18 protein-coding genes are annotated in these 23490 nt (G+C 32.4%); 10 read left to right on the plus strand and 8 right to left on the minus strand.

Going from position 1 to position 23490, the window contains the following annotated elements:
- The first annotated feature begins 119 nt into the window (after positions 1–119).
- The gene (locus tag LY08_RS01645) at positions 120–473 is read left to right on the plus strand and encodes a hypothetical protein (protein ID WP_146603186.1); all 354 of its coding nucleotides are present in this window, start codon (positions 120–122) and stop codon (positions 471–473) included.
- Here LY08_RS01645 and LY08_RS01650 read toward each other — a convergent pair.
- On the minus strand, positions 470–1126 hold the full coding sequence (locus LY08_RS01650) for a hypothetical protein (RefSeq protein WP_111658697.1): 657 nt from the start codon (positions 1124–1126) through the stop codon (positions 470–472). The two genes, LY08_RS01645 and LY08_RS01650, sit on opposite strands and share 4 nt — an antisense overlap.
- Before the next feature lie 104 nt (positions 1127–1230).
- Between LY08_RS01650 and LY08_RS01655 the strand changes: the two genes are divergently transcribed.
- A complete protein-coding gene (locus LY08_RS01655) occupies positions 1231–2559 on the plus strand; it encodes an aspartate kinase (RefSeq protein ID WP_111658698.1) in 1329 nt (442 codons plus the stop codon).
- Positions 2560–2650: 91 nt separating this feature from the next.
- Here LY08_RS01655 and LY08_RS01660 read toward each other — a convergent pair whose 3' ends face one another.
- Both LY08_RS01660 and LY08_RS01665 read right to left on the minus strand, forming a co-directional pair.
- Entirely contained in the window at positions 2651–3100 is a 450-nt protein-coding gene (locus tag LY08_RS01660) for a DUF305 domain-containing protein (RefSeq protein ID WP_211305909.1), read from the minus strand.
- A gap of 131 nt (positions 3101–3231) precedes the next feature.
- Positions 3232–4524: an aminopeptidase P family protein gene (locus tag LY08_RS01665; protein ID WP_111658699.1), complete on the minus strand. Its 1293-nt coding sequence runs from the start codon at positions 4522–4524 to the stop codon at positions 3232–3234.
- 213 nt (positions 4525–4737) lie between these two features.
- Here LY08_RS01665 and LY08_RS01670 point away from each other — a divergent pair, with 213 nt between their 5' ends.
- The 5 genes from LY08_RS01670 (at position 4738) to LY08_RS01690 (ending at position 11490) form a co-directional block, all read left to right on the plus strand.
- Positions 4738–7518 carry a WD40/YVTN/BNR-like repeat-containing protein gene (locus tag LY08_RS01670; RefSeq protein ID WP_111658700.1) on the plus strand — a complete coding sequence of 927 codons (2781 nt, stop codon included), beginning with the start codon at positions 4738–4740 and terminating at the stop codon, positions 7516–7518.
- 107 nt (positions 7519–7625) lie between these two features.
- Positions 7626–8300, plus strand: coding sequence for a succinate dehydrogenase cytochrome b subunit (locus LY08_RS01675; protein WP_111658701.1), 675 nt, complete (start codon positions 7626–7628; stop codon positions 8298–8300).
- A 14-nt stretch (positions 8301–8314) separates the two neighbouring features.
- Complete coding sequence (locus LY08_RS01680; protein ID WP_111658702.1) at positions 8315–10312, plus strand: fumarate reductase/succinate dehydrogenase flavoprotein subunit; 1998 nt, start codon at positions 8315–8317, stop codon at positions 10310–10312.
- Positions 10313–10342: 30 nt separating this feature from the next.
- Positions 10343–10705, plus strand: coding sequence for a four helix bundle protein (locus LY08_RS01685; RefSeq protein ID WP_111658703.1), 363 nt, complete (start codon positions 10343–10345; stop codon positions 10703–10705).
- A gap of 38 nt (positions 10706–10743) precedes the next feature.
- Positions 10744–11490, plus strand: a complete 747-nt coding sequence (locus LY08_RS01690; RefSeq protein ID WP_111658704.1) for a succinate dehydrogenase/fumarate reductase iron-sulfur subunit — start codon at positions 10744–10746, stop codon at positions 11488–11490.
- Between the two features lie 54 nt (positions 11491–11544).
- On the opposite strand, the gene LY08_RS01695 is transcribed toward LY08_RS01690, so the two are convergent.
- Together LY08_RS01695 and LY08_RS01700 are read right to left on the minus strand one after the other, a co-directional pair.
- Positions 11545–12882, minus strand: a complete 1338-nt coding sequence (locus tag LY08_RS01695; protein WP_111658705.1) for a vanadium-dependent haloperoxidase — start codon at positions 12880–12882, stop codon at positions 11545–11547.
- 6 nt (positions 12883–12888) lie between these two features.
- Entirely contained in the window at positions 12889–16143 is a 3255-nt protein-coding gene (locus LY08_RS01700; protein WP_111658706.1) for a VCBS repeat-containing protein, read from the minus strand.
- 56 nt (positions 16144–16199) lie between these two features.
- Here LY08_RS01700 and LY08_RS01705 point away from each other — a divergent pair, with 56 nt between their 5' ends.
- Complete coding sequence (locus tag LY08_RS01705) at positions 16200–17969, plus strand: MutS-related protein (RefSeq protein WP_111658707.1); 1770 nt, start codon at positions 16200–16202, stop codon at positions 17967–17969.
- Positions 17970–18005: 36 nt separating this feature from the next.
- On the opposite strand, the gene LY08_RS01710 is transcribed toward LY08_RS01705, so the two are convergent.
- From LY08_RS01710 to LY08_RS01720, 3 genes are all read right to left on the minus strand, one after another.
- Positions 18006–18548, minus strand: coding sequence for a DinB family protein (locus LY08_RS01710; protein WP_111658708.1), 543 nt, complete (start codon positions 18546–18548; stop codon positions 18006–18008).
- 19 nt (positions 18549–18567) lie between these two features.
- Entirely contained in the window at positions 18568–20658 is a 2091-nt protein-coding gene (locus LY08_RS01715; protein WP_111658709.1) for a S46 family peptidase, read from the minus strand.
- A gap of 76 nt (positions 20659–20734) precedes the next feature.
- The gene (locus tag LY08_RS01720) at positions 20735–21634 is read right to left on the minus strand and encodes a tetratricopeptide repeat protein (protein WP_111658710.1); all 900 of its coding nucleotides are present in this window, start codon (positions 21632–21634) and stop codon (positions 20735–20737) included.
- Between the two features lie 186 nt (positions 21635–21820).
- On the opposite strand from LY08_RS01720, the gene LY08_RS01725 reads away from it, so the two are divergent.
- Together LY08_RS01725 and LY08_RS01730 are read left to right on the plus strand one after the other, a co-directional pair.
- Positions 21821–22792, plus strand: coding sequence for a sensor histidine kinase (locus LY08_RS01725; protein ID WP_245907531.1), 972 nt, complete (start codon positions 21821–21823; stop codon positions 22790–22792).
- Positions 22789–23484: a LytR/AlgR family response regulator transcription factor gene (locus tag LY08_RS01730; protein WP_111658712.1), complete on the plus strand. Its 696-nt coding sequence runs from the start codon at positions 22789–22791 to the stop codon at positions 23482–23484. The genes LY08_RS01725 and LY08_RS01730 overlap by 4 nt, the downstream gene beginning before the upstream one ends.
- The last annotated feature ends 6 nt before the right edge of the window (positions 23485–23490 follow it).

Here is a 23490-nt window from a genome sequence, read left to right on the forward strand (position 1 = left end):
GATTAGTTTGTAATTTCTAGACTTAAATATTTAGGTTTTTTTTAACTTATTTACAATCAGCTAGACTTGACAATATTGTAAAAAATAACTATTTTTAATGCGAATTTAAAAATATGGTCATGAAAAAGTTACTATTTACTATTGTATGTTTAAGTATGTGTTTTATGTCATTTGCTCAAAACACTCCACAAATTGGTGATGTATTAGTTGTAAAATCACCAACATCTCAATTTTATAATCACATAGATTTTCCGCAATTAAACACGTTAGTAAAACGTGGAAAAATTGCTAGTTACAACCCTGTTATTAATAACGAAGTTATGGTAAGTGAGGTTATTACCAAAGACAATGGTAATACTTATGTGGTTTTAAAGAAAAAAGATGGCACCAAGTTTTTTGGCTTACAAACTAGTGTTGAAGCTAATTACGATAAAGCCATACAAGCTGGAGAATTAGTTATTAAAAAAAGCTAGTTCTTTAAATTCTTTATCACAGAAAACGCTTTATCTACGACGTGGTCTTCAACCAAAACAGTAAATTCGTTAGTGGTTGAGACCACTTCGTATATTGGTATGTTTTCCCAAGCCAAGCGTTTAAAAATTTGGTAGTACAAACCAGATACTTTAGAGTTGTCTTTTGGCAAACGTACACTTATGGCAGATAAATGCTCTTGCAATCCTATTTGCTTTTCTAAAGAAAAACATTTTAAAACTTGTTTGTTTTCAGAACTAGAAATAATGATATTACTCTCAAAAATTCCTCTGGTAAACGCATAAAAAATATCTTTATTAACCTCGACTTGTTCTAAAATTTTAGTGTGACTTTGTATTAAGGTTTCCGAGTTTTGAAACGTAAAATCACTCAGGTTAGAACGTACCGTAATATCACCTAATTTTTGTAACGTACTTTTAAGTTTTAACGAATGACGCATAGTGTTAGGTGTATTATAACGTCGTAACGCCATCATAATAGCTCCAGATTTTACAGGCTTACCTAGCATGTTACTTATTGGTGCATTCAATTCTTCAGCTAAAGCTGAATAATTAATAATACTCCTAGATAAGGCTTCTTCTAAAAAGGGTTGCGTTATTAAAATGTCTTCTACGCAAGAGGCAATAGTTTTCATATTTGTTAAATAGTTAACAATTTGTGTAAATGTAGTATAATTTTTTCAAATTTATGGCTATTTGTCAGTGGTCTAGTAGTTTCGCCAAATAAAATCAAAATAAAATGGTGGTATTAAAATTCGGAGGGACTTCTGTAGGATCAATAGAAAACATGATTCATGTTAAAAACATCATTAACAATGGACAGAAAAAAGTAGTGGTATTATCTGCAATGTCAGGGACTACTAATGCATTGGTGAAAATTTCTGACGACATAAAACAGGGTCAGACCAAAGAAGCACAACGTAGTATAGATGCTTTACAATATACTTACGTGCAAACCATTTCTGCGTTAATCACTAATCCAGAGTTGCATCAAACGGTTTCAGATTATGTCACTAATGTGTTTCAAAATATTGAATCATTGGTGAATAACACACACAGTAATTTAATTTATAATACAATTGTCGCTCAAGGCGAATTATTGTCCACTTACATTTTTACCCATTACTTATTACAAGAAGGTATCAATGCTAAGCTATTACCAGCTTTAGATTTTATGCGTATTGATAAAACCAATGAACCAGATAACTTTTACATACAGCAGAATTTAAACCGAATAATGGCAGAAGGTAATCCAGCCGAAATCTACATCACACAAGGTTTTATTTGTCGCGATGCAGAAGGTGATATTGCTAATTTACAACGTGGTGGAAGTGATTATACTGCAACCATTATTGGAGCAGTTTTACAAGCTAAAGAAGTGCAAATTTGGACAGATATTGATGGGTTTCATAACAACGATCCAAGATTTGTAGAGCATACCAAAGCTATATCTAATTTGTCTTTTGACGAGTCTGCAGAGTTAGCCTATTTTGGAGCAAAAATATTGCATCCACAAACAGTAATGCCAGTAAGAGCATTAGATATTCCTGTGCGATTAAAAAATACCATGTCACCAAATGCACATGGGACTTTAATTACCAACCAAGTACATGGAGAAGGTATTAAAGCAATAGCGGCTAAGGATGGTATTACTGCTATTAAAATCAAGTCTGCTAGAATGTTGCTAGCACATGGATTTTTAAAGAAAGTATTCGAGATTTTTGAGCGTTACGAAACTTCAATAGATATGATTACGACCTCAGAAATTGCGGTGTCATTAACCATTGACGATACCACACATTTACAAGCAATTGTAGAAGAGTTAGAGCGTTTTGCATTAGTTGAGGTAGACGATTATATGAGTATTGTTTGTTTAGTTGGTAATGCCATTATCTACCACCCAGATACCCCTAATTTATTTCAGATTTTACAAGATGTTAGCGTGCGTATGATTTCTTATGGAGGAAGTCATAATAATATCTCGTTATTAATAAATACTAGTGATAAACAAGAAACGTTGAAAAAGTTGCAACGTTATGTTTTTGAGAGTGCTCCAGTTTTAGTTTAGTGTTTAAAAAAAGCAAGCTATTAAGCTTGCTTTTTTTGTTTTAGTTAAAATGTTAAATAACATATTTAGCGTATTAAGGCAATTGTAATTATTATTTATTTTCAAGACGTTTAATCATTTTTTTCATGTCTTCAATTTCTTTCTTTTGTGCCTTTATAATGTCTTTAGCTAATTGTTTTACTTCAGGGTCTTTTAATTCTGCTTTACCACTGGTAAGTATTGCAATAGAATGATGAGGTATCATAGCTTTCATCCACTTAACATCGTTAATTGGAATTTGATTTCTAACCAGAAAAGTAGATATAGACATTAAAAACAAGCTACCTAGCATGATAGCAATATTTTTTGATTTGTTTTTATACATGTTTTTCATAAATAAAAACATAATTATTGCCATTCCGCCAATGCCTATTAAAGTCATATATAATCTTGTCCAACTAAAAAACACATGACTTATTTCGTAGGTGTTAAAATACATGGTTACATACATGGATATTGCAGAACATATTAACATTAAAATAAATTTGGTATAATTAGTCATAATTATTGTTTTAGGTTAAAAATTACATACAATATAAATAAAATTCATAAAAAATTAAATTAATTTACTAACTCTACAATACTAAAAAAGCGAGCATTTAGGCTCGCTTTTTTAGTATTAAATAAAGAGATTTAAGAATTCATAATCTCCTCAATCTCATCTGCTTCAATAGGTATATTACGCATTAAATTAAAAGGGTCACCTTTTTCTTGAATAACGACATCGTCTTCCAATCTAATTCCAAATCCTTCGTCAGGTATATAAATTCCTGGCTCAACAGTAAACACCATATTAGCTTGCATAGGCTCGGTTAAAATCCCGTAGTCATGCGTGTCTAATCCCATATGGTGAGACGTCCCATGCATAAAATATTTTTTATAAGCTGGCCAATCTGGGTTTTCATTTTTAACGTCTGCTTTATCCAATAGTTTTAAATCTATCAACTCTTTGGTCATAATTTTACCCACTTCTTCATGGTATTCTTTCCATAAAGTACCAGGTACTAATAGTTTTGTAGCTTCGTTTTTTACTCGGTTAACTGCATTATACACTTCTTTTTGGCGCTTAGTAAATGTACCAGATACAGGAATGGTACGTGACATATCACTACTGTAATTAGCATACTCTGCACCAACATCTAGCAAAATTAAATCGCCTGCTTGACATTGCTGGTTATTCTCTATATAATGAAGTACGTTAGCATTATTCCCAGAAGCAACTATTGGTGTATAGGCAAATCCTTTAGAACGGTTGTTTAAAAATTCGTGCATAAACTCGGCTTCAATATTGTACTCCCATATGCCAGGTTTTACAAAGTCTAGAATTCTTCTAAATCCTTTTTCTGTAATGTCACATGCCTGTTGGATTAAATCAATTTCTATTGGATCTTTTACAGAGCGTAAACGCTGTAAAATAGGATTGCTTTTAGCAACACGATGCGCAGGATATTTGTCCTTAAGCCATTTGGTAAAACGGTCTTCTCGGGTTTCGGTTTCAACGTTAGCTCTGTAATGCTCGTTGGTGTTGATGTAAACAGTTTCGGCTTGTGTCATCATTTCAAACAAGACTTTATCTAAGTCTTTTAGCCAATACACGGTTTTAATTCCGCTAGTTTCAAAAGCAGCATCTTTAGTAAGTTTCTCGCCTTCCCAAACTGCAATATGCTCGTTAGTTTCTTTTAAAAATAAAACCTCTCTGTTTTTTGGATTTGGGCAATCAGGAAATAGTACTAAAATACTTTCTTCTTGATCCACACCACTTAAATAAAAGATATCTCTGTGTTGCTCAAATGGCATTGTGCTATCTGCACTTATTGGATAAATATCGTTGGAGTTAAAAAAAGCAATACTTTTTGGTTGCATTTGTGCAGCAAAATTCTTGCGGTTTTTAATAAAAAGTTTTGGGTCTATTTTATGATATTTCATTGAAAAGCTTGTTTTTTATTTCCGTGAAAACGGAAATCTTTTTTTAAAAATTTGTAATTCTTCAAAAATAACAACTTTAGCACAGAAGTAATAAAAATGAGGTCTTTAATTTAAAGTTTTGGTTAACTAAAAGACCTAGGAAGTCTTAAAATTATTTATAATCTTTGAGGTTGAATGAACTTTAATTATCTTTCATCTTTAATTTTATAAACTATGCGCTATTATATTGTATCTCTTTTATGTTTTTTAACATTTCAACTATCTGCACAACAGCAATCTATAGTTAAAAACATTCCTTTTGAAAATATTGGACCAACTGTTATGAGTGGTCGTGTCACCGATTTGGCAGTCAATCCGGAAAATCCAACCGAATTTTATGTAGGCTATGCTTCTGGTGGTGTTTGGCATACTACAAACAATGGGACCACATTTACACCTATTTTAGACAGCTCGTCCACGCAAAACGTGGGTGATATAGCAGTAGACTGGAAAGCTAGAACCATTTGGGTGGGAACAGGAGAGAATAACGCTTCACGTTCTTCTTACGCTGGAATAGGTATTTTAAAATCTACAGATAACGGAAAAACGTGGCAAAACGTAGGTTTACCAAACTCGCAACACATTGGACGTATATTAATAAACCCTAATAATGCTAACGAAGTAGTTGTTGGTGTGACAGGTGCATTATATAGTAAAAGTAACGACAGAGGAATTTACAAAACTAAAGATGGTGGACAGACTTGGTCTAAAACCCTATTTGTAGATGAGGTTAGCGGAATTATAGATGTGCAGCATTCGCCTAACGATTATAATGTGATGTTTGCTTCGTCTTGGACAAAAGACAGAAAAGCATGGAATTTTGATGGAAGTGGAAATAATTCGGCTATTTATAAAAGTACAGATGCTGGTGAAACTTGGACTAAAGTGTCTACAGAAAATAGTGGTTTCCCTACTGGGAATGGAGTAGGACGCATTGGCTTGGCGGTTTATGATAATAATATTGTTTATGCGATTCATGATAGTCAGTTTAGACGACCTTCTGAAGGTAAAAAAGAAGAACGTAGAGGCTTGCAAAAAGACGATTTTAAATCCATGAGTACTACCGAGTTTTTAAATTTAGATGACAAAAAGTTAAATGGGTTTTTAAAAACAAATGGATTTCAAGAAAAATATAGAGCAGAAAATGTGAAACAAATGGTTAGAAGCGGAAACGTAAAACCAATAGATTTAGCACATTATTTAGAAGATGCCAATTCGATGTTATTTGATACTCCTGTTATTGGAGCAGAAGTTTATAAAAGTACAGATGGTGGACAAACTTGGAGCAAAACTCACAACGATTATCTAGACGATTTATATTACAGTTATGGCTATTACTTTGGGCATGTGTATGTGTCACCAGTCAACCAAAATCACATATATGTCTATGGTGTGCCAATATTAAAGTCTAAAGATGGTGGACAATCATTTACCTCAATTAGTGCAGAAAATGTTCATGCAGATCACCACGCATTATGGATAAATCCAAAAAATCCAAACCATTTAATTAATGGTAACGATGGAGGTGTTAATATTACTTACGATGATGGAGAGAATTGGATAAAAAACAACTCGCCTTCTGTAGGACAATTTTATGCTATTAATGTAGATAACCAAAAACCTTATCGTGTATATGGTGGATTGCAAGATAATGGTGTTTGGGTAGGAGCACACAACGCTCCTGAAGATAAAAGTTGGCACCAATCAGGACAATATCCTTGGGAAAGTATAATGGGAGGCGATGGTATGCAAATAGAGATTGACAACCGTAACCCTAACATAGTTTACACAGGTTATCAATTCGGGAATTATTTTAGATTAAATCGTGAGACAGGAGACCAAACTTATATTCAACCTAAGCATGAATTGGGTGAAAAACCATACAGATTTAATTGGCAAACTCCAATCCATTTATCGCGTCACAATCAAGATATTTTGTATTTAGGTGGAAATAAATTAATGCGTTCTTTAGATAAAGGCGACACTTGGAAAGCAATAAGTAACGATGTAACACAAGGCGGAAAGCAAGGTAATGTGGCTTACGGAACGTTAACCACTATTAGCGAATCTCCTTTTGAGTTTGGACTAATATACGTTGGAAGTGATGATGGGTTAATCCATGTAACTAAAAATCAAGGTGCTACTTGGGATAACATTTCTACAAACTTACCTGCTAATTTATGGGTGAGTCGTGTGGTGGCTTCTAAGCATAAAAAAGAACGTGTTTATGCTACTTTAAATGGGTACAGAAATGATGATTTTAACACCTACGTTTATATGAGTGAAAATTATGGGCAAACTTGGAAACCAATTAGTGGGAATCTACCAAAATCACCTGTTAATGTCATCATAGAAGATGAAGTTAAAGACAATATTTTGTATTTAGGAACAGATAATGGAGCATATGTAAGCTTTAATAATGGCGAAAAATGGAATGCGTTTTCTAATAACTTACCAGCTGTAGCAGTACATGATATTAAAATGCAAAAGGAAAGCAATGATTTACTGTTAGGAACTCATGGAAGAAGTATTTACAAAGCCAATATGGAACCTCTTCAAAAGTTTGATGCAGGAATGGCATTAAGTAACCAACTAACCATTTTTGATTTGGATGCGATTCGATATTATTCACGTTGGGGAAATTCTTGGAGCAAGTGGATGCAACCGTTTGAGCCAAGTACGACTATTAAAGTATTTAGCAATACATCAGGTAAAAAAGACGTGACAATTCTATCTGAAAACAACAAAGAACTTCAAAATTTTTCAGTGCAATTAGATCAAGGCTTTAATTACATTAATTACGATTTAACCATCCATGAAAAAGGAAGAAAAGCATTGATGAAGGATAATACAACCCTTGACATCAATAAAGCTAAAAACGATAAGTATTACCTTGTTAAAGGCAAATACAAAGTCAAAATTGATGGAGTTGAAAAAGCTTTTGAAGTAGAATAATTGCTAATTACTTAAACCCATTCTAAATAGCATAAATAAGAGTTAAAATTTGTTTCAATATCCATTGAGCCTTATCTTTGTAGAACAAATAATTAACTACAATTATAATGAGCGGAATTTTTAATTCTTCAATAGGAAGAAAGTTTGCTATGGCTCTTTCAGCATTCTTTCTAATGATTTTTATTTTACAACATTTTGCAATCAATATTCTTTCTGTTTTTAGTGCAGATGCATTTAACGAAGCGTCTCACTTTATGGGAACATTTTGGGCTGTGCAATACTTATTACAGCCAGTATTGATTTTTGGTGTTATTTTTCATTTTGTTATGGGATTTATCTTAGAAATCCAAAACAACAGAGCAAGAGCAATTAGCTACGCTAAAAATAATGGATCTGCAAATTCCACTTGGATGAGTCGTAATATGATTTGGAGTGGTGGTTTCATTTTAGTGTTTTTAGTTATTCACTTTATAGATTTCTGGATTCCTGAAATCAACACTAAATACATTGTAGGTGATATGTCAGGGACTTTACCTAATGGAGAGTTTAGATATCACGAAGAGTTAGTGCATAAGTTTGAACCAATATGGCGAGTAGCTTTATATTGTATAGGATTTGTGTTTTTAGCCCTACACTTATTACACGGATTTAATTCTGCTTTCCAATCTGTTGGAGCAAATAATAAATACACCAAAGGATTAAAAGGATTTAGCAAAGTATATGCAATTGGTATTCCGTTAGGATTTATTTTCATTGCATTATTTCATCACTTTAATCATTAAAAACAATATCTAATATGGCTTTAGATTCTAAAATACCTCAAGGTCCACTTGCAGACAAATGGACTAATTATAAAAACCACATAGACTTAGTAAATCCTGCTAACAAACGTAACATAGATGTTATTGTTGTTGGTACAGGTTTAGCTGGTGGATCTGCTGCTGCTACTTTAGCAGAATTAGGTTACAATGTTAAAGCATTTTGCTTTCAGGATTCTCCAAGACGTGCGCACTCTATTGCAGCTCAAGGAGGAATAAACGCAGCAAAAAATTACCAAGGAGATGGAGATTCTACCTACAGATTATTTTACGATACTGTTAAAGGAGGCGATTATCGTTCTCGTGAAGCTAACGTGTATCGTTTAGCAGAGGTGTCAACTAACATTATCGATCAATGTGTGGCTCAAGGTGTTCCTTTTGCTAGAGAATATGGTGGATTGTTAGATAACCGTTCATTTGGTGGTGTGTTAGTATCTCGTACGTTTTATGCTGCAGGACAAACAGGTCAGCAGTTATTGTTAGGAGCATACTCTGCAATGAACCGTCAAATTGGACGAGGAAAAATAAAAATGTACAACCGTCATGAAATGCTTGACGTTGTAAAAGTAGATGGTAAAGCTAGAGGAATTATAACTCGTAACTTAATTACTGGAGAGATTGAAAGACATTCTGCTCATGCAGTCGTTTTAGGAACTGGTGGTTATGGTAACGTATTTTTCCTATCTACTAATGCAATGGGAAGTAATGTGACTGCAGCTTGGAAAGCCCACAAGCGTGGAGCATTTTTTGCAAACCCTTGTTATACTCAAATTCACCCAACTTGTATTCCAGTCTCTGGAGACCATCAATCTAAATTAACGTTGATGTCTGAGTCGTTACGTAACGATGGACGTATTTGGGTACCAAAACATAAAAAAGACGTTGAAGCTATTAGAAATAAAACCTTAAAGCCAACGCAAATTGCTGAGGAAGATCGCGATTACTATTTAGAGCGTCGTTATCCAGCATTTGGTAACTTAGTACCTCGTGATGTAGCTTCTAGAGCAGCTAAAGAACGTTGTGATGCTGGTTATGGAGTAAATGCAACAGGTGAAGCTGTATACTTAGATTTTGCTGCAGCTATAGAACGTTACGGAAAAGAACAAGCACACGTTAAAGGTTTAGATGAAAACGATGCTGCTTTAGTTAAAAAATTAGGGCAAGAGGTAGTTAAGAATAAGTACGGTAACTTATTCCAAATGTACGAGAAGATTGTTGATGAAAACCCTTACGAAACACCTATGATGATTTATCCTGCGGTACACTATACTATGGGAGGAATTTGGGTAGATTATAATTTAATGACAACAGTACCTGGATTATATGCTATAGGAGAAGCAAACTTCTCTGATCATGGTGCTAACCGTTTAGGTGCATCTGCATTAATGCAAGGTTTAGCAGATGGTTATTTTGTATTACCATACACGATAGGAGATTATTTATCTGATGATATTAGAACAGGTCCAATACCTACAGATACTAAAGAGTTTGATGAAGCTGAAGCTGAAGTTAGAAAAAATATTGACCATTTAATTAATAATAATGGGACACATTCTGTAGACTATTTCCATAAGCGATTAGGAAAAATCATGTGGAATAAATGTGGTATGGCTAGAAATGCTGAAGATTTAAAATCTGCAATTACTGAAATTTCTGAGCTGAGAGCAGAATTCTGGAAAGATGTTAAAGTACCAGGAACTGCAAACGAGTTTAATGAAGAATTAGCCAAAGCAGGACGTGTGGCAGACTTTTTAGAACTAGGAGAATTATTTGCTAAAGACGCTTTACAGCGTGAAGAATCTGCTGGTGGACACTTTAGAGAAGAGTATCAAACACCTGAAGGTGAAGCGATGCGTCGTAAAGAGTTCCAATATGTATCTGCTTGGGAATATAAAGGAGAACCAAAAGATGCAGTGCTTCATAAAGAAGATTTAGTATATGAGAACATTCAAGTAAAAGAAAGAAGTTATAAATAGGCTAAAGCGAATAGAGAATAGCGAAAAGAATTGAGTAACATAAAGTCATATAAAGAACTAATAGTTTGGCAAAAATCAATGCAATTAGTAACTATAGTTTATGATGTAACAAAAACTTTTCCTGATGAAGAACAGTTTGGATTAATTAGTCAAATGCGAAGATGTTCTGTTTCAATTCCTTCAAATATAGCAGAAGGTTGGGGAAGATTATCAAGAAAAAATTATATTCAATTTTTGAGAATAGCAAGAGGTTCTTTATTTGAATTGGAGACACAAATATTAATTACAAAAGAATTAAAGTACATAAACGAAAGTGAAACAGTAGAGGGCTTAATAATAGAGATTAGTAAAATGCTAAACTCTTTAATAAGTAAAATAGAAGAAAAAACGTAAAACTCTTCACTTTTCGCTAATTTCTAAAAACTAGATTTATGAATTTAACGTTAAAAATATGGCGTCAAAAAGACGCTAACGATAAAGGGAAAATGGTTGATTATAAAATCAACGATGTGTCACCAGATATGTCTTTTCTTGAAATGTTAGACGTCTTAAATAACGAATTAATAGAAAAAGGAGAAGAGCCAGTAGCATTTGATCATGATTGTCGTGAAGGTATTTGTGGATCTTGTTCTTTATACATAAATGGAGAAGCACATGGGCCAGATAGAGGTGTAACCACTTGTCAATTACATATGCGTATGTTTAAAGATGGTGATACTATTTTTATAGAACCATTTCGTGCTAAAGCATTTCCAGTTATCAAAGATTTAGTAGTAGACAGAACTGCGTTTGACCGCATTCAACATGCTGGAGGATTTATTTCTGTAAACACTTCTGGTAATACAATTGATGCTAACGCAATTCCAATTAACAAAGAAGATGCAGACGATGCGTTTTCTGCTGCAACGTGTATTGGTTGTGGTGCTTGTGTTGCAACCTGTAAAAACTCTTCTGCAATGTTATTTGTAGGAGCTAAAGTATCTCAATTTGCATTATTACCACAAGGTCAAGTAGAAGCGACTGAGCGTGTTTTAAATATGGTTAACCAAATGGATGCTGAAGGTTTTGGAAATTGTACCAATACTGGAGCTTGTGAAGTGGAATGCCCTAAAGGCATCTCTTTAGAAAATATTGCACGTATGAATCGCGAATATTTAGCAGCGAGTTTAAAAGGTTAAACATACTTTTAAAATAATTTATATCATTAAAAACCTAAGCTAACGCTTGGGTTTTTATTTGCTTAAAAACGAAATATTATCATTTACAAAATGCCCAATTTTTTTACCTTGTTCTAGACCAAATTCTACAGCAGACATATAATGGATTCCGCCATAAAACCTGCTAATTGCTGCTTCTTGAGCAGCGTTTCTAAACGATGTAAATTGTCTTACTCCTAAACCATATGGTAGTTCAGTAGTGTCATCAAATGCAAAATGATCTCCGAAAATAGTAGTTAAAACTTCTGAAGCTGCACCAGAAACTACTGAATGTCCACTAGTGTATTCTGGAAATGGAGGTGTTTGTAATAAAGGTAACCAAGTATTATCAATATGATTATTGATTAAGGTTTCTGGTCTCACCAAATTACTTCTATATTTTTCATCCCAACAACTAATAAAAGCATCATTAATTGCTATGGATGTTTTGGTATAAGCATAGATTGTACTTTCAAAATCTTTTTTAGCGTCTTGACAAGCTATTTTACAAATGCCAATCCAATGTGCTCCAGGAGTAATCTTTTTCTCTGCAAACATAAAGTGTCCTTTGTTTACAGATACATAGGGATTACAATCCCAAAACTTAGCAATGTTTAGCTTCTCTGAATCGTTACCTTCTTCTCTAATTAGATTTCCTATGGCGTAAACTTCCATGAGCTCTTTGTAAAACTCACTACTCTTGTCTAAAGAAGGTGTTGGTGGTGCTTTAGGCTTAAATTGGTTGGTCGAATCTAAGATTAGTGGTCTTATTTTATTCCAGTGTGGTTCTATACCAGCCATAAACGCTGGAGGAGTTGGCACCCATTTAAAAGGATCGTCAGTTAAAATATTATGGACTGGCATATTTCGGGTTTCAATATACTTATCCTTATGCATCCAGTTTTTAACATGATTTGCAACTTGCTCTCCAAACAGTTTGGCGTCATTAAATTCTTTTAAATTAGTTTTTGACCAATGGTTGTATAAGCTGTCTGTGTAAACAAGAAGTTTTTCTCTAGAAAATACCAATTCCTTACTTACTTCCATGTAAGCAATAAGGGCTGCTAATGGTGTGTTGGTGTTTTTTTTGAGTGTAATGTCTGGAAGCTGCTCAAAATCATTTAATTGATTAGTTAATGAGTTGTAGGTCTGGTTATTATAACTAATCACTTCATAAGCAGCTATGTTAGGATATACATAAATTCTACTAGCAACAGGTGGCGAAAACACATCATGAATCATGACTTTTGTTAATTGATCAACCGTTTCATGAAATTGTTGAGGTGTTATTGTTATAGGCGTATTTTTTTCTTGACAAGAAAAAAATACAAAAACTATTAAAATAGAAAGGGTATGTTTAACCTTAAAAATCATAATACGTTAATTTGAGGTGTAAGTTTTAAGCTCTTCATTATTGGTTATTACAACAAAAATATCTTTGTTCTTCATTTTTATAAGCCCAGTTTGTTTGACTTGCCCATTAAAAGGCTCTATGCCATAATTTGAAAGCTGTTCAAAGTCTTCATTTGTTTTCAAAAAGACACCTTTTAATGCTAAATAGGCACCATGATAAGTACCAACTTTGTTAGAATTACCACTAACTACCAATCCTTTTTCGTTATTGATTGTAACTTCATCAAACGAGTTGATTGGTGCCAATTGTAATTGGTCTTTAAACGCGATAAATGTGTTAAATGTTCCGTTATTATTTTCAAGATAGCCAGAAGTTAATGTTTGTACCTCGTTGATAGTCGCCTTTTTTAGCGCTTGAGGTGTTAAGACTTCTTCAATAGGTCTAAGCGAAAAATCTTTATAATCCACAAAGCGTTTACTAATTATGTTCATTTGTGAGGCTAACTCGTCTTTAGAGTTAACTGGATAAAAGTTGTCACCTATTTTATAAGCCAAAATAGTTTCTAAAGTCCCATTGCTATCAAAATCTAAATTATACATTCGTAAAGGTATTTCAGTTGAAACATTATTAAACCTGGTGTTTTCTCCCCAGTTTCCTAACAGGATATCTTCGTCGCCATCTGCATCAATATCATAAGTTGTAATGGTTTGCCAAAGTCCATTTAAATGTTCAGGTATTTCTATTGGGTTTAAACTCCCTGTATTATTGATATATATTTTAGGAGAATCCCACTCTGAAGACACTAATAAGTCTTTAACTCCATCATTATTAATATCTCTCCAAGTTGCAGAAGACACCTTAATATTTAAGCTAAACGTTTGGTCTTTAGTAAAATTACCTTGACCATCATTGACCAAAATGTAAGAGGTTGGATTTAACCCAAAATGATCTGGATTAGATAAATTACCGACAAATAAATCTTGGTCTCCATCTTGATCATAATCATAAGCCACCACACTTGAGGTGTTATTTAAATTATCTGGAATTTTGCTGGTGGATTTTTCAAAGGTGTTATTGTTATTAATATACAAACGGTCGTTTTCAAACGCTTTTCTTCTAATAAGTTCTATTCCAGAACCAACATAAAGGTCTAAATCCTTGTCACCATCTGCATCAAAAAATGTAGCTACATTGTCTTCAAATAGCAAGTCTTTTTTGATATCGGCAACTTCTTTTTCATTAAATGACATACCATTATTCATAAATAACTTTGCTTCTTTACCAGAAGTGTTGCCAATAAAAATGTCTTCAAACCCATTATTGTCAATATCAGCAATTGCTACTGCTGGACCTTGAATAGAAACTCTGTATGGTATTAATCGTTCATGGAAAAAATCGTCGTAGGTATCTTCAATATGTGTGTAATCTATTAAAGTTTCTTTTTTGAAGATCGTATTCGCTTTTAAATTAGGATAGGAATAAGGTGTTGCAGAATCTTGATAATCGATTTTAAGATTTTTGTTAATGTCAACTGTAGTAATTTTTTGCAACTTATTATTAGGCCAAATAATATGTAATGAATCCACAGAATTATCAGCTAATCCAAAATATAGTTTTCCGTCTCCAGCAGATAAAAATCCTCTTGATTTATACAGTTGTTTAAACTGTGAAGTGCCATTAGAATATAATATTGCTTTAGTCCCTAAGCCTTCTTTATTATTGCCTTTATAATTAAATGTAAGGGTTAAATAGTTTTTACTTTTGTTAGTTTTATTCTTGAAAATTTCGGCTTTCCCGTTAAGATTATTGGTGACAATATCTAAGTCGCCATCTAAATCTAAATCTATATAAATACCTCCATTAGAAAACGATGGAGTATCTGCTATCCATTGTCCAGTTTTATCTTCAAACTTACTGTTGTTTCCTTTAAAAATCCTGTTGGAAGATTCGCCAGTAGGCATTTTATCAATAGATTTATATAACCATTTTAAACCTTCATGACTACCGTATTTTTTAAATGTACTTGACACATATTTTCTAAAATCTAAATCATTTGGTCGTCTTATTATACCATTGCAAATAAATAAATCTTGATAGCCATCATTGTCGAAATCTGCAAAAAGCGGTCCCCAACTCCAATCAGTATCTTCAATATTATTAAAAGAAGCTGTTTCAGTAAAATAGTCTCCTTTATTATTTATTTGAAGCATATTTCTGGAAATTTGATCTCTGTAACCAAGCTTTTTTAACTGTTTTTGCATGTTATACATAGCATCATCACCTTCAGTCTGTTTAATGACTTTTTCTTGATCTGGAAGCATATCTAAAGTTATCAAGTCTACAAAACCATCTCCATTGATATCTGCAGCATCACTTCCCATAGAAAATCGACTAATGGTAGAAAACGCATCCGATAGACTTTCTGTAAATGTACCATCTTGATTATTTAGGTAGTAATAGTCATCTTCATGAAAATCGTTACATACATAAATATCATCCCAACCATCATTATTGAAATCTGCTATAGAGGCACTTAACCCGTAACCATTAGGTCCACCAAAAATATTAGCCTCTTCACTTACATCAACAAACTTACCGTTATCATTTTTTAATAGTACATCGCCAACTAAATCTGCTCTGTTATGTCTTTGTGAAGCAGGACCATAGGACAAATTGGTGTGTACTGCATGATTGACGATGTAGACATCTAAATCGTCATCTTTATCATAATCAAAAAAGTAAGATTGTGTAGAATAACCTGAGAAATCTAATCCATATTCTTTAGCTTTTTCGGTAAATGTGCCATCACCATTATTTATAAAAAGTTCGTTATTACCTTTAAAATCAAGTATCCCAGAAACAGAACATAAATAAATATCTAATAATCCATCATTGTTAATATCAACCATGGTGGCACCAGTATTCCAGTCTGAATTAGAATTTACATTCGCACTTTTTGTGATGTCTTCAAACTTAAGATTACCTTTGTTAAGGTATAATTTATTGTCACCTTGGTTAGACACAAAATATAAATCGCTTAAACCATCGTTATTGATGTCTCCTGCACAAAGACCGCTACCATTATAAAAGTATATGTAATTAATGATACTATGGTTTTCATCTTCTTTTAAAAGATTGGAGAAATCAATACCAGTTTCTTCTGGAGTGAGTTGTTCTAGAAGATAGTTTTTTGGTGTTTTATTTTCTGTAGTTAGTTCATTACAGCTAAAAACTAAAAGGGATAGTAAAAATAGTTTTACAAATCTATTTTTAATTAACATTATTTTTGAGTATTATTTATTTAACAAATATATAACATTATTAATTTGCATAATATATGACAAATACAACCAATTTTTATAAATCCAACATTGCACAGTACACTTCTGAGCTTTCTAAACGCTACAAACAGTTAACTAGTTTAAGTATTGCTAGACTTTTAGTGTTTATAGCAACTGCGGTTGGACTGTATTTTACATTTAGTAATTGGTTGGTGTTTGGAGGTGTTTTAATAACTGGTACTATTATATTTATTGTATTATTATCGTATTATACCAATATAAAATCTGCATATCGTTTAAAGCAAGAGTTGTTGCAGATTAATCAAGAAGAAATTAAAATAGCATCTGGAGATTTTTTTCATAAACAAGAAGGCTTACAGTTTCTAAATTCTAAACATAACTATGCTTTAGATATCGATTTGTTTGGACGCGGTAGTTTTTTTCAGTTTTTAGACAGAACAGCAACAGTAGATGGTACAATAACACTTACCAATAATTTAAAAGCTAATGATATTAAAAATATTACTACAAGGCAGGATGCCATTAAAGAATTGTCTCAAAAAACAGAATGGCGACAACAGTTTCAGGCTACTGCAAGTTTAATACAAGTGGAAACAGATGCTAAAAGCATACTTAAGTTTTTAAATTCGCATCAGTCGTTTTTACCTAAAATTTTTAAGTTTATTCCTTTAGTAATGTCTCTAATAACCCTTGTTATTGGTGTATTAGCTTTTACTAAAGTTATCCCAATTGCTATAATAGGTTATTGGTTATTTATTGGTTTATTTATAACTGGTCGTTACCTTAAAAAAATAAATGTATTAAGTGTAAATACAGACAAAATGCGTGATACATTTAGGCAATATTCAGCTTTATTACATGCTATTGAAACAGAAACATTTACATCTAAATTGTTATTAGAAAAACAAGCTGAAATTAACTTAAAAGAGAAAAAAGCATCTACTATATTAAACGAATTATCTAAAGCAATGGATGCTCTGGATAACCGTAATAATTTAATTTCTGCAATCTTCGGAAACGGTTATTTTTTAACAGACATAAAGCACACGTATACTATTGAGCAATGGATTAAACAATATAAATCTACAGTAAGTCATTGGTTTGATGTGGTTAGCTTTTTTGATGCTTATAACAGTTTTGGTAATTATGCTTTTAATCACCAACAGTATGTATATCCTGATATTGTTGAAGTTAATAAAGACACTAAAGTCACTCAACTAGGACATCCATTATTAAAAACAGAAAAACGTATTGACAACGATTTTGAAATAAAAAATCAAGAGTTTTTTATTATTACAGGAGCAAATATGGCAGGAAAAAGCACCTTTTTACGCACTGTGTCCTTGCATATTGTTATGGCTAATGTTGGATTACCCGTTTGTGCAACATCGTCTATTTACAGTCCTGTAAAACTAATTACTAGCATGCGAACAAGCGATAGTTTAACAGACGATAGTAGTTATTTCTTTTCTGAATTAACACGATTAAAGTATATTGTAGATGCTATAAAAGAAGATAATTACTTTATTATTTTAGACGAAATTTTAAAAGGAACAAACAGCACAGACAAAGCAATTGGCTCCAGAAAATTTGTCGAAAAACTTGTCGCTAGTCACGCCACAGGAATAATCGCCACTCACGATTTAAGTTTATGTGACATTGAAAGTGAATTAGAGGAAGTTAAAAACTACTATTTTGATGCGCAGATTATTGATGACGAATTGTATTTTGATTATACTTTTAAAAAAGGCGTTTGTCAGAATATGAATGCTAGTTTCTTGTTGAAAAAGATGGAGATTGTGTAATCCTTTTAATTTAAAACTAATTTGTTTGCACTAAATTTATTGATACAAAACATATCTAGGTGGCTTAAGTCCATTTAATCTTAAGTAAACAAGCATTTGTCCTCTGTGGTGGGAAATATGGTCAGCGAGCAATAGAAAAATTTGTCGTTTAGATCTCTCTAATCCTAAATAATCCAATCTATCATTCAGCTTAGTAGTGTCAAATTCTGAAATTAATTTTACCGTTTGATTAAATGTTTTGTCAATGGTTGTAATCATTTCCTTTTTAGACTTTTTATCAACTTTTAATTCTAAGTCTGTGTCCCAATCTCTTGCTTTACGACCACCTAACAAAGATTGACTGTGCCAATCCATAGCCCAAGCAATATGCATTAGATGTTCCGAAAAGCTCATGGATTCTGGAGACGCTTTAAACACATATTTGTCTTCTGGCATCTCTTGTGCAACAAGAATTAAATACGTTTTAGAATTTTCTAATCGTTCTAAGTAATCCTTTATAAAATCGTTTTCTTCAGCATCTGTTTTGGAAGAGCAAGAAGAAAAAAGAATTATCAAGGATAAGATTAGTAAGTGTTTCATTCTTTGAATTGATTATGACTTATTGCTTTTTAGGATGCACCAATTTCATTTCGTCAATTAAATGTGTTGCACCAGCATATTTATCTACAATAAATAGCACATAACGTAAATCTACCATGATGTTTCTACAAATTTCTGGGTCATAATACATGTCACTCATAGTGCCTTCCCAAACTCTGTCAAAGTTTAATCCTACCAGGTTACCATGTGCATCAATAGCAGGACTACCAGAATTACCACCTGTGGTATGGTTGGTTCCTAAAAAGCAAACAGGTACTTTTCCGTTACTATCTGCATATTGTCCGTAATCTTTGTCTTTGTAAAGTTGTAAAAGTTTTTCGGGTACATCAAACTCGTAATCACCAGGCACATACTTTTCAACAACACCATCTAAGTAACTTACAGGATTATAATACACTGCATCTCTAGGAGAATACCCTCTAACTTGACCATAAGTTACACGAAGTGTACTATTGGCATCCGGAAAATATCTTTCGTTTGGTAAGGCTTCCATTAAAGCTGTCATGTATTTGGTTTGTAACGCAGTAATCGGTTCGTTTTTTTCTTGGTATTCTTTATCAATAGAGTTGTAAAACGTTTCAATTAATGGTTTTGCATATTGGTATGCTGCATCTTTGTTTAGTTTTTTAAGAACATCTTTTACGTCACCTTCTAATAATTTTAAAGCAGTGTCTAAGTTGGTAAACGCTGTTTTATCATAAATAGAAGCATCTACATTGTTGGTGTAAAATGGCATTACATTTTTAAAGACGCCTCGATCCACAGAGACATCATAATTTTTATGAATCCCTTTTAATCTAGCTACTAATCCAGCTTTTGCTGTTTCAAAAGCTGCTGGGTTTGCATCTATAGCTTGTTCCATTTGGTAGGCTCTAAGAGTCATTTGCATCAACTCGTTTGTCACCAAAAAGACCTCAATAAAATTTCTACGTTTGATGTTTATTGGAGCAAAATCTTTATATAGTTTGTCAAAATCAGATAAGATATGTCCATACTTATCCTCCAAGTTTTTTTCTTTTAAAGCTTTAGTAAAAGTGGTTTCAAATGCACGTCTTTTAGCTACTGCATCACTTTTTTCGATCCCAAGATTTTCGCCAATCCATTTTTTCCAAGCATTAGCAATACGTGCTTGTTTAGAGGCATATTTAATTCTAACAGCATCGCTTTCTTTCATTTTAGCATCAATAACTTTTAAAGCTGCTTCACGAATAGCAATATTTGTTGGATTATATTCTTCTGTAATATGCTGAATGGCTACAGCTGGTAAATATTCGTTTGTACGACCAGGAAAGCCAAAAACCATTGTAAAATCTCCTTCTTCAACGCCATCTAAAGAGACAGGTAAAAAGTGTTTTGGTTTATATGGTTTGTTGTTTTTGCTATATTTTGCAGGTCTATTGTTTTCATCTGCATAGATCCTAAACATCGAAAAATCTCCAGTGTGTCTAGGAAACACCCAATTGTCTGTATCGCTTCCAAACTTACCAATACTTGTTGGTGGAGCACCAACTAATCTAATATCTTCAAAACGTTCTGTAACAAATAAAAAGTACTGATTTCCGTTATAAAACGACTTTATTTTGGTGTCTTGCCAAGGTTCTTTAGCAACCGTTTTTTGATAAGCATTACTGTTTTTATCAATTAAAGATTGTTTTTCTTTTTCAGTCATGTTATCAGATATTCCAGCAAGAACTTGATCTGTCACATCTTCTATTCTAACAATAAATTCTATGTATAATCCTTCGTTTGGCAATTCTTCGTCTAAAGTCATTGCCCAAAAACCATCTTTCAAATAATCGTTTTCTAAAGACGAATGTGATTGTATTTGTCCAAATCCACAATGGTGATTGGTTAATATTAATCCTTTGTCACTGATAACCTCACTGGTACAGCCTCCATTAAAGTGTCCAATTGCATCTTTTAAACTCGAGTTGTTGACGTCATAAATATCTTTAGCAGTCAGTTTACTACCAAGGTTAGTCATTTCGGTTTCATTCATCCCTTCTAATAAAGAAGGAATCCACATACCACCTTGTTGGGCAGAAACATTAAATGTTATAAAAAGTAAAAGGAATTTTAAAAATCTCATAATTATTAGTTTTTTATCCATTCAAAGATAAAAAACAAGACAGTAATATAAAGCATCCTATTAGATAAGTTTAGTGTTACTCTTTGGTTACTAATTTAATTTTTTTAAGCATGTCCAATGCGTTTTCGTCCTCTGGATTTAACTCTAACACTTTGTTGTAATTTTTTGTAGCCTCTAAGTAGTTTTTATTTTCAAAATAGGCTTCTCCTAAACTGTCATAAACATTGTGTTTGTAAGGAAATATAAGTGTGTTTAGTTTAAAAGTGTAGATTGCTTTTTCGTAATTTTTAGCTCGAAGATACACATAGCCTAAGGTGTTTAACTCGCGACTACCTTTTACAAATTCAGACAGCTGGGCAACCAATATTTTTTCTTCATTTTGCAATTCTTCTATTGTTTTTTCTGCAAGTAAATATTGTATGTAGTTTGCAGCAATGTAATTAAAAGTGTATCTCTGGTTTGTGACTATTTTTTCTATATCACGCTCTAAAGTTTCAACAGGATGTTCAACAATTCTACTTACTTCTTTGTTGTCTTTATAAAAAATAAAAGTAGGCACTCTGTGGATGTTGTATCCTTTTTCTTCGCCATTTGGACCTTGTTTATAGTGCGTTTTTTCATTATCTAAAGCGATAACTTCTAGATTGTCCAAATTAAAATTTGCAGTTTCCAATACATTATAAAAACGTGGTACTTCCTGTTTGCTGTCTCCACACCAAGTCCCTAAAAATACTTTTATTTTGTAGTCTTTAAGTGAGTCTTTAAAGGTTTCTACCAATTTTTCGTTTACGATATAATCGTTATAATTTTTGTTAAACCAGTCTTTGTAAGTGTTATTTTGAAGACCTTCCTTGTTAATTGGTCCTAATAATTTTGCATTTCCTTTATCGTCAATAACTTCAGTATTCATTTCGGTTTGAGAGATAGCAATAGTGACGCTAAAAAAGGTTGTTAAAAAAAGGAAAATGGTTTTCATATCTATTGGTTTTATGGTTGATGATTTCAAACTTAATTGTAAGTTGTATCATTTTTAAAAAATATTAACCAACGACAGACTTAGGTTTACTAACTGCATTAAATGTGTTGTTTGTAACGCTTTTTGTGGTTTTTGTACTTTGTTTTTTGATGGTTTTAGCTTTTATATTTACTTTCAACATTAATTATGATAAATCTTAAAAAGCATACCTCACAGATATTAGTACACCTCCTTTTTTGGATGCTATTTATTTTGGTGTCTTTGTTTATTTTTTCTAGATACTATTGGGCAGAAAACCCTTTTTTGCAATACCTGTCTATCCTTGTCGTATTGGTTTATGTCAATAATTTTATCTTATTACCCTTTTTTGTAAAACGAAAATGGTACTTGCTATACAGTCTGCTTTTTATAGCTATTTCTTTTTTTGCTACCCAACTGTATTGTAATGTGTTTGCACAATGTGGCTGTTCTATAATGAAATGCTTAAGCGACTACCTTTGGCAAACCTTGGTGCCACTTATTTTTTTCTCGTTTATATGGATGTTGTTTCGGTTTTTAGACGAGCAAAACCAAAAAGAAGACATGATAAAACAACACACCCAAATGGAGTTAAAGTTTTTAAAATCTCAGATAAACCCTCATGTGTTGTTTAATAATTTAAATACAATTTATTCGTATTCTATTGAAAAACCTGCGGAAACACCAGAACTAATTTTGATGCTTTCCAATAACTTAAAACATGTATTGTATGAGAGTAATTCTCAATATGTAACTTTAGAGAAAGAGCTTCATTTTTTAGAGAATTATATCAAGTTTCAAAAGATTAGGACAGAAGGTGTTAAACAGATACATTATCAAACAAAAATTACAAATCAGCAACTAAACATTGCACCTTTATTATTGATTACTATTATTGAAAATGCGTTTAAACATAGTACGTTAAATAGTGTAATTTCAATTGATATCGAAGAACAAAATAAAGTATTATCGTGTAGTTGTAAAAATGATTTTGACAGTGCAAATACAGATACCACAGAATTTAAAATAGGATTAAATAACTTAAAAAAAAGATTAGATTTACTATATCCAGACAAACACACATTAGTCATTACAAACCATAAGCAATTTGAAGTGGTTTTAACCTTAGATTTAACATGACTTGCATAATTATTGAAGACGAAAAACCGGCACAAAACTTACTTAAAAATTATATAAGTAAGTTGCCAAATTTAGAGTTGATTGGGACTTTTCAATCGGCTTTAGAGGCTCATGTTTTTTTTAAAACTCAAGTCGCAGATATTGTTTTTTTAGACATTAATTTACCTAGTATTTCTGGTTTAGATTTTATTAAAACCATTAAAAATCTACCAGCAATTATTATGACTACTGCATATCCAGATTATGCTGTTAGTAGTTTTGAGTTGGAGACTATTGTGGATTATTTAGTTAAACCTTTTGGATTTGATCGCTTTTTAAAAGCTATTAATAAAGCAGAAGTATTATCTAAAAAAGAAGAAAATAAAAAGAGTGATACTTCAGAAAACTCCATTTTTTTAAACGTAGATAAAACACTTCATAAAATTGTGTTAGATGATATATTGTATTTAGAATCTGACCGAAATTACATCACTTTGGTAGCAACAAATCAACGATTTTCCTTTTTAGACTCCCTTAAAAATTGGACACAGAAACTACAAAAACAACAGTTTGTTCAGATCCATAAATCGTATATAATTAATACCAATTATGTAAGTAAAATTTCTGGAAACGAGATTTATATCAATACACATCGTTTACCCATTGGAAGAACGTATAAAGCTGACTTACTGAAAAAGTTAAGAATACATTAAATACAC

The sequence above is a fragment of the Olleya aquimaris genome, assembly GCF_003259525.1.
Lineage (GTDB): Bacteria > Bacteroidota > Bacteroidia > Flavobacteriales > Flavobacteriaceae > Olleya > Olleya aquimaris.

What these genes read in the sequence shown, in the direction of transcription:
- LY08_RS01645 (WP_146603186.1), top strand. Translation starts at nt 120, where the DNA reads ATGAAAAAGTTACTATTTACTATTGTATGTTTAAGTATGTGTTTTATG.
- LY08_RS01650 (WP_111658697.1), bottom strand. Translation starts at nt 1,126, where the DNA reads ATGAAAACTATTGCCTCTTGCGTAGAAGACATTTTAATAACGCAACCC.
- LY08_RS01655 (WP_111658698.1), top strand. Translation starts at nt 1,231, where the DNA reads ATGGTGGTATTAAAATTCGGAGGGACTTCTGTAGGATCAATAGAAAAC.
- LY08_RS01660 (WP_211305909.1), bottom strand. Translation starts at nt 3,100, where the DNA reads ATGACTAATTATACCAAATTTATTTTAATGTTAATATGTTCTGCAATA.
- LY08_RS01665 (WP_111658699.1), bottom strand. Translation starts at nt 4,524, where the DNA reads ATGAAATATCATAAAATAGACCCAAAACTTTTTATTAAAAACCGCAAG.
- LY08_RS01670 (WP_111658700.1), top strand. Translation starts at nt 4,738, where the DNA reads ATGCGCTATTATATTGTATCTCTTTTATGTTTTTTAACATTTCAACTA.
- LY08_RS01675 (WP_111658701.1), top strand. Translation starts at nt 7,626, where the DNA reads ATGAGCGGAATTTTTAATTCTTCAATAGGAAGAAAGTTTGCTATGGCT.
- LY08_RS01680 (WP_111658702.1), top strand. Translation starts at nt 8,315, where the DNA reads ATGGCTTTAGATTCTAAAATACCTCAAGGTCCACTTGCAGACAAATGG.
- LY08_RS01690 (WP_111658704.1), top strand. Translation starts at nt 10,744, where the DNA reads ATGAATTTAACGTTAAAAATATGGCGTCAAAAAGACGCTAACGATAAA.
- LY08_RS01695 (WP_111658705.1), bottom strand. Translation starts at nt 12,882, where the DNA reads ATGATTTTTAAGGTTAAACATACCCTTTCTATTTTAATAGTTTTTGTA.
- LY08_RS01700 (WP_111658706.1), bottom strand. Translation starts at nt 16,143, where the DNA reads ATGTTAATTAAAAATAGATTTGTAAAACTATTTTTACTATCCCTTTTA.
- LY08_RS01705 (WP_111658707.1), top strand. Translation starts at nt 16,200, where the DNA reads ATGACAAATACAACCAATTTTTATAAATCCAACATTGCACAGTACACT.
- LY08_RS01710 (WP_111658708.1), bottom strand. Translation starts at nt 18,548, where the DNA reads ATGAAACACTTACTAATCTTATCCTTGATAATTCTTTTTTCTTCTTGC.
- LY08_RS01715 (WP_111658709.1), bottom strand. Translation starts at nt 20,658, where the DNA reads ATGAGATTTTTAAAATTCCTTTTACTTTTTATAACATTTAATGTTTCT.
- LY08_RS01720 (WP_111658710.1), bottom strand. Translation starts at nt 21,634, where the DNA reads ATGAAAACCATTTTCCTTTTTTTAACAACCTTTTTTAGCGTCACTATT.
- LY08_RS01725 (WP_245907531.1), top strand. Translation starts at nt 21,821, where the DNA reads ATGATAAATCTTAAAAAGCATACCTCACAGATATTAGTACACCTCCTT.
- LY08_RS01730 (WP_111658712.1), top strand. Translation starts at nt 22,789, where the DNA reads ATGACTTGCATAATTATTGAAGACGAAAAACCGGCACAAAACTTACTT.